The sequence below is a fragment of the Bacillus sp. FSL W8-0519 genome (assembly GCF_038005585.1).
Classification (GTDB): domain Bacteria; phylum Bacillota; class Bacilli; order Bacillales; family Bacillaceae_G; genus Bacillus_A; species Bacillus_A paranthracis.
The window spans coordinates 4326863-4339580 of record NZ_JBBOTL010000001.1 but is presented as its reverse complement, the minus strand read 5'-3'; the positions used below and the strand labels follow the sequence as shown (position 1 = coordinate 4339580).

Genomic DNA, 12718 nt, shown 5'->3' with positions numbered 1-12718 from the left:
ACTAAATAAACACCCAACTTACACATACACAGCTCTGGCTTAAGCAAGGAGGGTTATACCAGTTGAAGGAAAAAGCGTATCAATCTAAACCTTTACTCACAAAGAGAGAGAGAGAAGTATTTGAATTACTGGTTCAAGATAAAACAACGAAGGAAATTGCAGGTGAACTTTTTATCAGTGAAAAGACAGTTCGCAACCACATCTCAAACGCAATGCAAAAGCTAGGGGTTAAAGGACGTTCACAAGCAGTTGTTGAGCTTCTTCGTATGGGAGAGCTCGAGTTATAAAAAGAAAGCCGACTTATATAAAGAGTCGGCTATTTTTTTGTTTCATGCGTTATATGAATGATAAGAACACTCCATACATAAATAAGTAGTAAGGAGGGGATATGTTGAAAAGGATATTGTTAGTTTCAACAAGCGCTCATGATATGAATGGACACCCGACTGGTTTGTGGCTGGAAGAGCTCGCAGCTCCTTATAACTTGTTTAAAAAGGCTAAGTTTGATGTTGATATTGTGTCGATACAGGGCGGTAGAGTGCCGATTGATAGAGTTTCTATTCCGAACGGGATACCTCGTGAATTTAAGCATGTCGCTTCTTTATTGCAAAATACGAAACCAATCTCAAATGTTCATTTTTCGGATTATGATGCGGTTTTATTTGGTGGTGGACACGGGGCGATTGTAGATTTTCCAGGTAATCCATATGTTGCAAATTTAATTGTGAATATGTACAACGACAACCGAATTGTAGCGGCTGTTTGTCACGGAGTAAGTTCTTTAGTCGGTGTGAAAAATAAGGACGGCTCGTTTTTTAGTGCGGGTAAGCATATAACAGGTTATACAAATGATGAGGAAAAAGCTGTACATTTAGAAAAGCGAGTGCCGTTTTTGTTAGAAAATAAATTGAAAGAAGAAGGGGCTTTGTTTTATGTTGCTCCAAATTTTACGCCGCACGTCGTAGTAGATGGGCGTTTAATTACAGGGCAAAATCCGCAGTCTAGTATGGAAATAGGGAAAGCTATAAGAAGAGCTGTAAATAAAGTATAGAAAAAGTGCTCGTTACTCATAAAGGTAGCGGGCACTTTTTCTATAGGATAAATGACCCCTTAAACTAAAAAGATGTATTGAGTATAGTGACTTCATTTATAATTAATCGTGAATTTGCTATACTATTTTGTATGGACAAAAGGGGAGGCTCTTTTAATGAGAAAAGTTGCGTGTGCAAATACTTATATTAATAAAATAAAGCCCGTTATTAGAAAAACGAGTTTTAGTCAATTGAAAATAGATGAAATTGCGAAGTATATGGATATTAGTAAAGCTACTTTATATAAACGTTTTTCTTCAAAAGATGAGATTATTGAAGCTGTGGTAGAAGATTTTATGAACTATCTTCTTGAAGGGGATGCGGATAATCAAGATGAAAGTATGTCTTTTGCAGAACGTTTCCAAAAGACGTTTATTCACTCTTTAAAATGTGTGACATACATTTCAGATGTCTTTTTACAAGATTTGAAAGAGGCATATCCGCACTTATCTGATCGGTTAGTCGCTGCACAACAAAATCGTAATCATAATTTGCAAATGTTTTTTGAAGCTGGTATGGAACAAGGTTACTTTAATAAAATGAACGCACAATTATTTATGGTGCAAGATGATGTGATGTTAAGGCGTATTATAGATCATTCTTTTTGTATTCAGTACGATATTACGTTAAAGAAAGCGATACTTGATTTTTATCAACTAAAGAAGTATCAACTGTTTAAACCGGATTATATAGAAGCGATTGATGATTCTGAAATTGAAAAAGAAGTTATGGCTATTTTGCAAATGATTTCGTAAAAAAGCAGATTTTCCTATATGAATGGAAAATCTGCTTTTTTTATTACATGTTCTTTTTTAAGTGTTGTAATACTAATTCAGCTACTGGACCACCTGAAGCTGGGTTTTGACCAGTGATAACACGACTATCTTCTACAGCGAAAGCTTCCCAAGGCTGCGCTGCTTTTTCGTAAATTCCTCCATTTTTAATAAGTTCATCTTCTGTTAAAAATGGAACGAATTGATCTAATTCAGCTAGTTTTTCCTCTTCATTTGAGAAACCTGTTACTTTTTTACCGCTAATTAAACGTTCCCCATTACTTAATGTAATATGAAATAAACCAGCAGCTCCGTGACAAACAGAGGAAACAATTCCGCCATTTTCATAAATGCTACGGCTAATCATTTGGAGTTCTTTATTTTCAGGGAAGTCCCAAATCACACCGTGACCACCTGCGTAATAAATAACAGCATAGTCTTCTGGATTCACCTCACTCGGTTTTATTGTAGAACCGAGGCGATTCATAAATTCTTTCTTTTGATACCATTCCCAATCGATGCTCTCCGCCATTGCTAAACTATGCGGATCAATCGGTGTATAACCACCTTGTGGGCTAACATAATCTACTTCGTAACCAGCTTCTTCAACTTTTTTAACGAAATGAACAGCTTCACCAAGCCAAAGGCCAGTAGCTCGATTTAAATTTGGATATTTTTCAACGCTCGTTAATACAACTAACATTTTTTTCTTCATCATAATCCTCCTGTAATGTTTCTTCCGTATACAAGTTCATTATTTTATTAAGTTAGAAATTGCAAATTTGAATAACCGTGTTAGTCCTCCTTATATCGGATTCGAAATTAGTGTATAACAATTTTTGAACAAAGTAAACTAAAAACACTAAATTAGTTTACTTTGTATATTTTTCGTTGACAAACTGTAATGCTGAAACTATGATAGTTCCATGAATATCGAACAACGTACATGTTTCGTTTCGAATTCAATTTGTCGCGCGATAAATGTATACATTTGATGAAGTTGTCTAGTGATAATAGAAGAGCTAAACAACTTCATTTTTCGTTTTCAATTACTACAATCAGGAGAGGTGTTACACATGGGGGAAGATATAAACAATCATTCAAAATGGTTTGTTTTCACATTATGTTTTATCGTTTTATTAGGACCGATGAATGCGGTTTTATTTAATGTTGCGTTAGAGGATATTGCTCATGATTTATCTATTAGTCAATCGAAAGTAAGTTGGGTTGTAGTAGGTTATTCTTTAGTTGTCGGTATTGGTTCAATGATATATGGGAAGCTTGCTGATCGTTACAGTGTAAAAAAACTATTAATTATTTCGATTATCATATTTGTAGTGGGTTCTATTATTGGATTTATGAATCAATCTTATGTGATTACCATTCTTGCAAGATTAGTGCAAGCGAGCGGGGGTGCAGCGTTTATTGCGCTTAGTATGATTGCAGTGGCCAAATTAGTTATTCCTCATAAGAAGCCTGGTGCGTTAGCGATGATTAGTTCTTCTATTGCATTAGCAGTAGGTATTGGCCCTTTAGTTGGCGGGGCTATTACAAATACACTAGGGTGGCCATATTTATTTTTATTTATGGTTATTTCAGTAGTGGGGATTTTCTTGCTTATAAAATTTATGCCAGAAGAAATGCAGCATACGGATGAAACGTTTCATTTTGATTATATTGGAGCGGCGTTACTATTTGCATTCATTACGACTGTTTTACTAGGTATCAATATGAATCGTTGGCTATTTGTGTTATCGATAATTTCTTTATTTTTATTCACGGTTCGTATGAAGAAAGCGGAGCATCCATTTATCGATATTGAGTTGTTTTCGAACAAAGCATTTCTTCGTTTAATAACAGTCGGATTTATAATTAATGTGGCGTTATGTGCTAATTTATTATTGTTGCCATTACTGTTAGGAAGAGAGCACGGATTGTCTCCATTTGTTATCGGAATTGTATTATTTGTTGCATCACTCTTTGGTATTGTGTCTAGTTTTATTACTGGAAAGATTGTCCCTTCGTTTGGAAATGTGAATATGATTTATGTAGCGTCTGTCATTATGATTGTTGGCTTTTTAATTTTAGGGTTTATTCCGAATGGAAGTATAGTCGTTATTGTATTGGCGATTATTTTGACATTTATGAGTTATTCTGCCATTCAAGTATCATTGAACACATTTATACCGAAAACATTACATGCAGCTAAAGTTGGAGTCGGTCTTGGCTTATATAATTTAATTAACTTTTTCGGTATGGCATTTGGACCAGCTGTTGCGAGCAAAATTATGGAATCTACAAATAGTTATCGTTTCAATTTTATTTTAATCGTCATGTTAATTTCTGCTCATTTCTTCTTATTAATAGGAATGTCTTCTTTCCAAAAAAAGATGGAGCATTAAAGATGTACTTTATTATAGAAGAAACCGACTTTCATATAGAAGGTCGGTTGTTTTTCTGTCTTGCAAATTATGAAAAAAAGGAGCAAAATAAAAAAGGTCCTAGTCTATACAGGTACAAATGAAAATTTTCATATAGAAGCAGTTTAAGTGAGCGAACTTAAAGTGTGAAAAATATAATGATAAAATAAGATGATGAATGAGAAAACGGGTGATGAAGTTGAATAGAGCAATCGGTGTTATCGATTCAGGAGTTGGCGGTTTAACAGTGGCGAAGGAATTAATTCGTCAGTTGCCGAAAGAGCGCATTATATATTTAGGGGATACAGCACGTTGCCCTTATGGTCCACGTTCTCGAGAAGAAGTGCGTCAATTTACGTGGGAAATGACGGAGCATTTACTAGATTTAAATATCAAAATGTTAGTTATTGCATGTAATACAGCAACTGCAGTTGTATTAGAAGAGATGCAGAAACAATTACCAATTCCAGTGGTAGGAGTTATTCACCCAGGATCACGTACAGCTTTAAAAATGACAAACACGTATCATGTTGGGATTATTGGAACGATTGGAACGGTGAAAAGTGGTGCATACGAAGAAGCGTTAAAGTCTATTAATAATCGTGTTATGGTAGAAAGTTTAGCGTGTCCACCTTTTGTTGAGCTTGTAGAGAGCGGTAATTTCGAAAGTGAAATGGCGTATGAAGTTGTAAGAGAAACGTTGCAACCGCTGAAAAACACTGATATTGATACGCTTATTTTAGGCTGTACACATTATCCAATTTTAGGTCCTGTTATTAAACAAGTAATGGGAGATAAAGTGCAACTCATTAGTTCTGGTGATGAAACGGCACGTGAAGTAAGTACCATTTTATACCATAGTAAAATGTTGAATGAGGGAGAGGAACAAAGTGATCATCTCTTCTTAACAACAGGAAAAATAGGCCTATTTAAAGAAATTGCATCAAAATGGTTCGGTCAACCGATTGAAAATGTAAAACATATTTATTTAGAAAAAGAATAATAATAGAATTCATATAAGTGAACTCCTGAGAAATCAGGAGTTTTTTTGTTTATAGGGAGCACAGCTTGTTCTAAAACATGAAACAGCTCGTATACATAATAGTACAAACTTAGATTTTAGGGGGGAATGGCATGCCTAAATCCACTTTTAAATGGGTTGTTGGTGCTACTGTGAGCGCTGTTTTACTAACAGGGTGTGGCTTTATAAATCAAGAGAAAGCAACGGAGCAAATTGATCCGCCAAAACAAGTTACGTATACAGAGGGTGGAAAGAAAGAAGTATCTAAGAAAGATAAGCAAGGACAAACGGTGAATAGAGAACTATACCTTGTTGATAAAAATGGCTATGTTGTACCGCAAACGTTAGCTATACCTACTCCGAAAGCAAATGAGGTTATTCAGCAAACGTTAGAGTACCTTGTGAAAGATGGACCGGTAACGAATTTGTTACCGAATGGGTTCCGTGCAGTCATTCCGGCGAATACATCGATGACCCTAAACTTGAAAAAAGATGGGACGGCAGTCATTGATTTTTCTAAAGAAATGAAAAACTATGCAAAAGAGGAAGAACGTCAAATCGTTGAATCTATTGCATGGACGTTGACGCAATTTAAAGAAATAAAACAAGTGCAGTTCCAAATAAATGGTGAAAAATTAGCGAAGATGCCTGTTGGTGGTACACCGCTTGGTGAAGGGGTGAGCCGTGCGAACGGTATTAACTTCGATGATGAGCAAGTAGCGGATGTAACAAATACAAAACCAGTAACACTTTATTTTATGGCACAAAATAATAATAAACAGCAATACTACGTACCAGTAACACGCCGCGTTGTAGAAGGAAAAGAAAATGATTATGCAGCAATTGTAGATGAACTTGTAAAAGGGCCGATTCATCAATCTCTTCTGAACGATTTCAATCCAGGAGTTAAGCTCATTACGAATCCGAAATTACAAGATGGAAATCTTACATTAAACTTTAATGAAAATATATTTATAAACCCAGATAAAAATATGATTTCAAATTACGTATTGAAGTCATTAGTTTTATCTTTAACAGAAAAGAAAGGCGTGAAAAGCGTTTCTATTGAAGTAAATGGTAAAGCAAATCTTATAGATGAAAAGGGCGGAAAGTTAATAAAACCTGTAGATCGTCCAGAAAACGTGAATACAGGTAGTTTTTAATCGCCAATAATTTGATATACTTAAGTAAGAAAGGGGAATTGCTTTTTGGGTTCCTCTTCTTTTATTGTATACATATCATACATTTAAATTTGGCTATACTAACAAGTAGTTATGAGGAGGTTATTTTTATGCGAGTAGATGGTAGAGAAAAAACAGAATTACGCCATATACATATTCATACGAATTATTTAAAACATCCAGAAGGATCAGTGTTAATTGAGGTTGGGGATACAAAGGTAATTTGCTCAGCGACAATTGAAGAGCGCGTCCCGCCATTTATGCGTGGAGAAGGAAAGGGCTGGGTAACAGCTGAATATGCGATGATTCCACGTGCGACAGAACAACGTACAATTAGGGAGTCAAGTAAAGGGAAAGTAACAGGACGTACAATGGAAATCCAGCGCTTAATTGGACGAGCATTACGTGCGGTAGTTGACTTAGAAGCGCTTGGTGAGAGAACGGTTTGGATTGATTGTGATGTTATTCAAGCGGATGGTGGAACGCGAACTGCTTCTATTACAGGTGCATACGTAGCGATGGTATTAGCGTTTGAGAAGTTATTACAAGCAGAAAAAGTATCTAAAATTCCAGTAAAAGATTATTTAGCAGCAACGTCAGTAGGGATTGTTGAAGAGCAAGGTGTTGTTTTAGATTTGAACTATGCAGAAGATTCTAAAGCAGACGTTGATATGAACGTAATTATGACTGGAAAAGGTCAGTTCGTTGAAGTGCAAGGAACTGGAGAAGAAGCGACGTTTAGTAGAGCGCAGTTAAATGAATTACTTGATGCTGCAGAACAAGGCATTTTCCAACTGATCGATATGCAAAAAGAAGCGTTAGGTGACATCGTATCTCATATAGAGTAGAGGTGGAAAAAATGAAACAAGTTGTTGTAGCGACAAAAAATATGGGGAAAGTACGTGAATTTGCTGAGTTATTTGAGCGATTTGATTTAGAAGTGAAATCATTACACGATTTTCCTCATATTGAAGAAGTCGAAGAAACTGGTGAAACATTTGAAGAAAATGCAATCTTAAAAGCGGACAGTTTGAGTAGACAATTGAATGCAATTGTAATTGCGGATGATTCAGGTCTTATTGTAGATGCTTTAAACGGGAAACCAGGCGTGTATTCAGCACGTTTTGCTGGAGAGCCGAAAGATGATCAAGCAAATATTGATAAAGTTTTACAAGAATTAAATGACGTAGCGTTTGAAAAGCGTAAAGCTCGTTTCTACTGTGCATTAGCAGTGGCTTTCCCTGAAGGGGATAAAAAGCCTGTCATTGTAAATGGGACGTGCGAAGGTTTTATTTTAGAACAACGCCGCGGGGAAAACGGTTTTGGATATGATCCGATTTTTTATGTGGAAGAATATAAAAAAGCGATGGCGGAACTAAGTTCAGATGAGAAAAATGCTATTAGTCACCGCGGACGTGCTCTACGTAAGCTAGAAGAAAAAATCCCTGAATGGTTTTTAGGAGAATAAGGGAGAGAGATTGATGAAAGCTTTAATCGTAAGCGATAGTCATAGCTCTGTGAAGGAATTACAGCAGTTAAAAGAGAAGTATGAAGGGAAAGTAGATATCATGATTCATTGCGGTGATTCAGAGCTAACGCCTGCTCATGAAGAGTTGCAAGGTTTCCATGTTGTAAAAGGGAATTGTGATTATGCTAACTTTCAAGACGAAATTGTAACTGATGTAGATAGTGTTCGTTTCATAGTTGTGCACGGACATCGTCATAACGTGAAAATGACGTTACAAACATTAGCGTACCATGCTGAAGAGGTAGGGGCGCAAGTTGCATGCTTCGGACACTCTCACGTATTAGGTGCGGAATTAATCGACGGCGTTTTATTTATTAATCCAGGCAGTATTTTATTACCGCGTCAGCGTGTAGAAAAAACATTTGCTTTATTAGAAATGGATGAAAATCAAATGGAAGTTCGTTTTGAAACACTAGACGGACAGCTAGTTGAACAAGCAGTTTTTAAAAGAGGATAAGAAAAATTATCCTCTTTTAAAAAAGGTGTTGACTTTATGTATGGTTATACATATAATAAATATTGTCGATAGGGCAACGGCGCTAACGATTGAAAATAAAATAACATATGCGGGTGTAGTTTAGTGGTAAAACAAGAGCCTTCCAAGCTCTGGTCGAGAGTTCGATTCTCTTCACCCGCTCCATGTCCCAGTAGCTCAGCAGGATAGAGCAACGGCCTTCAAGAAAAATAGGAGCCTTTATAGGGAAACAAGAACTTATAAAGTGGACGACACTATATCGGTGAAGCCTTAACAGTTCGGCTGATGGTAATACCGAGGAAACTTACGATCTTGAAAAAGATTAAGGAGTTTTGAATGATTAAGTAAAACTTAATGGTAAAGACTCTGAAGTATGATGAAAATCATCGTGAGGTTCCGTAGAGACTACACGTGTCGCACCTGAAATGGTGAAGATATAGTCCAGACTACAAACAGTAATTGCTGGTAGCGAAAGCTATGGTGGTAAGCTAAGCCGTCGGTCGGGAGTTCGAATCTCTCCTGGGACGCTAAAAAAAACCTTGTTATCTTTTGATAACAAGGTTTTTGTTTGTCTACAAATTGATGTATGTGCAAAAGGTGTAAAAAATATGACGTAATATATGGTAATTATTATGTGTAACGGATTAAAGTGCATGAAGAAAAGAGCGCCATTTATGCGCCCTATTCCTCTTATTTCATTTCAAGAATCAATAGGTTTATGATGGAACTCAAATCCATATCCAGATTCTCCTAACTGTTCACTTACAATATTATAAAACTTTTTACCGCCCTCGTACGATTGAGCAACCGTTATCGAAACTTATCCCCGTTAGTGTGTTACAATGAATAGAAGCGGAAAACGAGAATCTCCAATTGACTAGACCTGTGATTGGTTAGACAGTTTAAGAAGGTTGTATAAAAAAGGGAGATGGCGCAAAGATGGCGAGATCAAATGAGAACGATTTAACGGAGAAATTGGCAGAAGGTCACCGAAAATATGGTGATGGCAACTTTACAGTACAGAACATCGGTGATGAAACCAACCCGGATTGGACTATCGTAAAAAATGTGAGGAAAGGATCGGCAGGTATTCGAGAAGAGGAAGATATATTAAGACTGCGATCAAAATATATAAAATAGTACGGAAATGAGCAGGCCGAGAGTTTGAACATCTTCTAGGACGCTGAAAAACCCTTGTTATCTTTTGATAACAAGGGTTTCTTGTTTAGTTATTAATAAACTTCTCAAATACAAAACCATAATCTTTCACATTATATTGTTTCTTCGTATCAACAAGCCAGTTAAAGGCAATCTCATTCATTTCTTTAAACTGCTCTGCTAAATTTACTTGTGCGTTTGAAATACGGCTAAAAGCGTTAGATGCCATATCTAAACTTTTATGTGCATACTGCAATGTAATGTCGTTGTCGTATGAAATTTCTTCGATTTTAAGTAAAGCTTTATATAAATCTTTTAATTCCTCGATATGTTTTTTATGAACATCAATTGAATAATGTTCATCTCCCATTTGAAATTTAATTTCTACATCTAAATCAATCGTTCCCGCAGTTTCAAGCGCTACGTTTTTAATTTGATATTTACTATAGCTAAAGCGGCGTAGTGTACGTTTTTTGCTTGTCGCACTTGTACCATCTAGGTGAAGTAATCCTTTGTTTGTGAAGCAATATTCATCTGATTTCGATTTAATTAGAAAATAAATTTTCTCTCCATCTTCATGCATTACGTAATCATCAGCATCGACCTTGTCATAATCTTTCGGTGTAATTACAGAACCTACATCACTTAACCCTAAAACATCAGCAGCTACTTTTTTGAACATATATAATCCCCCTTGTAAATTAAATTCTTAATTATACAAAAATATATTAACATGGTTTTAACAAAGAGTTTTCTTTTAATGAGAAAATGTTGGGAGGTAAGTTAAGAAAAGGAACGAATATTATTTTGAAAATATGTAAAAAGGTGCTGAGAAAAAGTGTACCATCATACAAAAACAAAAGGAGATTTAGCTGTTTTAAAGGCACAAGTTGATTTGTATGAAAAAGGATATATGATTTTAATACCACAAACAGAGCATTCGCCCTTTGATCTTGTAGTATATAAGGGCGGGGTATTTAAAACGGTGCAAGTGAAATATAGAGAGTTGAATGCAAGAGGGATACTGGAAGTAAGATTCCGATCTAGTTATTCTACAGCAAGCGGAGTCGCTACAAAAGAAGTGAATAAAGAAGAAATAGACGTGTATTGTGTATATTGTCCTCAAACGGATTGTTGTTATTATTTCAATCCGAAATTATTTAGTAAATCTATTAGTTTAAGAGTGGATTCTCCGAAAAATAAACAAGAGAAAAAAGTTAATTTTGCAAGTGATTATAGAGAAATTCCGTGAAAGCACCTCAAGCGATATGGGGTGTTTTTCAATCTCTCTTTGAAATCTTACAATTCTGTAAGGTAACTGTAAGGTAGTTCGATGGTAACAAATTGCTAATCCTCTATAATGAAGGTAACAACGATAAAACGAGGAGGAAGAAATAATGAAGGGATTAATCGTAACGGGTTTAACAGTTGCTTTTGGATTTGTAGCGTATGAGAAATTAACGTATGTAGTTGATGTTGTAAAACATTTAATCGCTTAGAGGAAACTACCATGAGAGGGAAAGGGAATGAGTGAATGAATGGAATGGTTATTTGGAATTATAGGTACTTGTAGTGTAGTGTTATTGTTCTTTGTCCCGAGTGGTATACTTAGTTCGACAACGAGTTTGTTCTTCTTAAGTTTGTTTGCTTGTACGATGCTTATCATTATGTTTTTAATGAAGCGAAGTAAACCAATCTTCTACTTTAGCATGATTGTTATGGCAATTATTGTTCTCCAAATTATTACCCTTGTTATATACCCCACTATTATAAAAGCTTTCCATTAATGATGAATCCTCTGCTTGAATTGCTGAGGGTTTTTATTTGCATATTTTTAATTTTGAGTAGGAATTCACTTGTATTGAAATATAAAAATTAAATATTTCTATATTTCAAACAAAGGGTTTCGGGATGTTGTGTTCTCATTACTCATTTGATATATTTACTTTAAAGATAATTAAAATCTAGAAAAAGAGGCGGACGTATGGATAAAAAAGAAAATACGGTCGTATTGTTTCCGCAACTATCAGAGCGCTATATTGATGAAGGTTTTTTAGCGCTGAAAGAGCGGAAATTCGAAGATGCATTGCGCTGCTTTGAAATATTACGTCAGTATAATGCAGAAACGGAACAAACGGAACTAGCTTCGGTTATTTGTTTGTTAGAATTAAAACATATGGAAGAAGCGAAAGAGAAATGTGAACAGTTACTGGAAACAGGAGCGGTCTTATTTGGTGATATTCTTGAAACGTATGTGACAATTTTAGTTCAAACAAATGATTATGAAGGCGTTATTGAAACTGTTGAAAAAGTTTTGCAAACGAAAGATGTAATGCCTGAGCAAAAGGAAAAATTAGCACAGCTCGCTTTATTTGCAGAAGGTATGTTACATGAAGTAGATACATCACGAGTTGATTCGAATTTTGAGTTAGATGAATTTACTAATGAAATATTTGGAGAAAACTTTGGGCAAAAGCTAAGAGCGATTCAGCAACTTTCGTTAAAAGACTTGGATCTTGCATTACCTATTTTAAAGAAATTTTTAATAGACGAAAAACAGCACCCTTATTTGAAAACTTCTATTTTATATAAAATGATAGAAAATCAAATAGAAGAAGAGATAGAGGTAGAAAAGTTTGGGAATACGATCAAGGTAATTCCGGCATTTACAGGTCATAATGAGGAGCAATCCGATAACATTATACATAGATTATCAAGTCGATTAGAGCAAAATTATCCTGATATATTTGATGCGATGGTTACATATTGGAAAGAATTGCAAATTAGCATTTTCCCATTCGCTCTATTAATGGATAAAGTGGAGATTTGGGCTGCTGTTTTAGAGAGAATTGGTAGAAAGCGTTTCGGGTTGACTATTGATGAAGAAGAGCTTATGACAGCGTATAATATTGAATTAGAAGAGTTTCATATTGCCTATCAATGGTTATTACGTGTCGAAAGAGAAGGATATTTGCCCGTATAATTATGAAAAAGAATCGTTCGGTTCTTGAAACGAGCATATTCTATGTTATAATGTAAGGGTTGCAAAAGGCAGAAATCTGCCTGTTTGT

Annotated in this window: 15 protein-coding genes, 1 tRNA gene and 1 pseudogene; 14 read left to right on the top strand and 3 right to left on the bottom strand. The window is 35.4% G+C overall.

Annotated elements, in window-relative coordinates; translation table 11 throughout:
* Nucleotides 1–62: 62 nt before the first annotated feature.
* The 3 genes from gerE to NST14_RS22775 all read left to right on the top strand — a co-directional run bounded on the left by gerE (nt 63) and on the right by NST14_RS22775 (nt 1846).
* Nucleotides 63–287 carry a spore germination transcription factor GerE gene (gerE, locus tag NST14_RS22785; RefSeq protein WP_000659484.1) on the top strand — a complete coding sequence of 75 codons (225 nt, stop codon included), beginning with the start codon at nt 63–65 and terminating at the stop codon, nt 285–287.
* A gap of 101 nt (nt 288–388) precedes the next feature.
* A complete protein-coding gene (locus NST14_RS22780) occupies nt 389–1051 on the top strand; it encodes a type 1 glutamine amidotransferase domain-containing protein (RefSeq protein ID WP_000919612.1) in 663 nt (220 codons plus the stop codon).
* 156 nt (nt 1052–1207) lie between these two features.
* Entirely contained in the window at nt 1208–1846 is a 639-nt protein-coding gene (locus NST14_RS22775) for a TetR/AcrR family transcriptional regulator (protein ID WP_001233025.1), read from the top strand.
* A gap of 43 nt (nt 1847–1889) precedes the next feature.
* On the opposite strand, the gene NST14_RS22770 is transcribed toward NST14_RS22775, so the two are convergent.
* Entirely contained in the window at nt 1890–2579 is a 690-nt protein-coding gene (locus NST14_RS22770) for a type 1 glutamine amidotransferase domain-containing protein (RefSeq protein ID WP_000728501.1), read from the bottom strand.
* A 361-nt stretch (nt 2580–2940) separates the two neighbouring features.
* On the opposite strand from NST14_RS22770, the gene NST14_RS22765 reads away from it, so the two are divergent.
* The 7 genes from NST14_RS22765 (at nt 2941) to NST14_RS22735 (ending at nt 8654) form a co-directional block, all read left to right on the top strand.
* Nucleotides 2941–4266 carry an MFS transporter gene (locus tag NST14_RS22765; RefSeq protein ID WP_000503385.1) on the top strand — a complete coding sequence of 442 codons (1326 nt, stop codon included), beginning with the start codon at nt 2941–2943 and terminating at the stop codon, nt 4264–4266.
* Between the two features lie 211 nt (nt 4267–4477).
* Complete coding sequence (racE, locus tag NST14_RS22760; RefSeq protein ID WP_000773996.1) at nt 4478–5287, top strand: glutamate racemase; 810 nt, start codon at nt 4478–4480, stop codon at nt 5285–5287.
* Nucleotides 5288–5418: 131 nt separating this feature from the next.
* On the top strand, nt 5419–6468 hold the full coding sequence (gene gerM / locus NST14_RS22755; RefSeq protein ID WP_001126762.1) for a spore germination protein GerM: 1050 nt from the start codon (nt 5419–5421) through the stop codon (nt 6466–6468).
* 128 nt (nt 6469–6596) lie between these two features.
* Nucleotides 6597–7334, top strand: a complete 738-nt coding sequence (gene rph / locus NST14_RS22750) for a ribonuclease PH (RefSeq protein ID WP_001261765.1) — start codon at nt 6597–6599, stop codon at nt 7332–7334.
* A gap of 11 nt (nt 7335–7345) precedes the next feature.
* On the top strand, nt 7346–7954 hold the full coding sequence (locus NST14_RS22745; RefSeq protein WP_000815935.1) for an XTP/dITP diphosphatase: 609 nt from the start codon (nt 7346–7348) through the stop codon (nt 7952–7954).
* A gap of 13 nt (nt 7955–7967) precedes the next feature.
* A complete protein-coding gene (locus NST14_RS22740) occupies nt 7968–8471 on the top strand; it encodes a metallophosphoesterase (protein ID WP_061535643.1) in 504 nt (167 codons plus the stop codon).
* A gap of 109 nt (nt 8472–8580) precedes the next feature.
* Nucleotides 8581–8654, top strand: a tRNA-Gly gene (locus NST14_RS22735).
* A 535-nt stretch (nt 8655–9189) separates the two neighbouring features.
* Here NST14_RS22735 and NST14_RS31035 read toward each other — a convergent pair.
* Nucleotides 9190–9276, bottom strand: a pseudogene (locus tag NST14_RS31035) (DUF6572 domain-containing protein); the annotation flags it as partial.
* 152 nt (nt 9277–9428) lie between these two features.
* Between NST14_RS31035 and NST14_RS22730 the strand changes: the two are divergent.
* Nucleotides 9429–9629: a hypothetical protein gene (locus tag NST14_RS22730; protein ID WP_000124456.1), complete on the top strand. Its 201-nt coding sequence runs from the start codon at nt 9429–9431 to the stop codon at nt 9627–9629.
* A gap of 85 nt (nt 9630–9714) precedes the next feature.
* Here the strand turns inward: NST14_RS22730 and NST14_RS22725 are convergent, their stop codons facing one another.
* Entirely contained in the window at nt 9715–10329 is a 615-nt protein-coding gene (locus NST14_RS22725; protein WP_000475206.1) for a PH domain-containing protein, read from the bottom strand.
* 156 nt (nt 10330–10485) lie between these two features.
* On the opposite strand from NST14_RS22725, the gene NST14_RS22720 reads away from it, so the two are divergent.
* The 3 genes from NST14_RS22720 to NST14_RS22710 all read left to right on the top strand — a co-directional run bounded on the left by NST14_RS22720 (nt 10486) and on the right by NST14_RS22710 (nt 12630).
* Nucleotides 10486–10899: a group I intron-associated PD-(D/E)XK endonuclease gene (locus tag NST14_RS22720; RefSeq protein WP_000274736.1), complete on the top strand. Its 414-nt coding sequence runs from the start codon at nt 10486–10488 to the stop codon at nt 10897–10899.
* A 286-nt stretch (nt 10900–11185) separates the two neighbouring features.
* Complete coding sequence (locus tag NST14_RS22715; RefSeq protein WP_001983650.1) at nt 11186–11434, top strand: hypothetical protein; 249 nt, start codon at nt 11186–11188, stop codon at nt 11432–11434.
* A 197-nt stretch (nt 11435–11631) separates the two neighbouring features.
* Nucleotides 11632–12630, top strand: coding sequence for a hypothetical protein (locus NST14_RS22710; protein WP_000358268.1), 999 nt, complete (start codon nt 11632–11634; stop codon nt 12628–12630).
* The last annotated feature ends 88 nt before the right edge of the window (nt 12631–12718 follow it).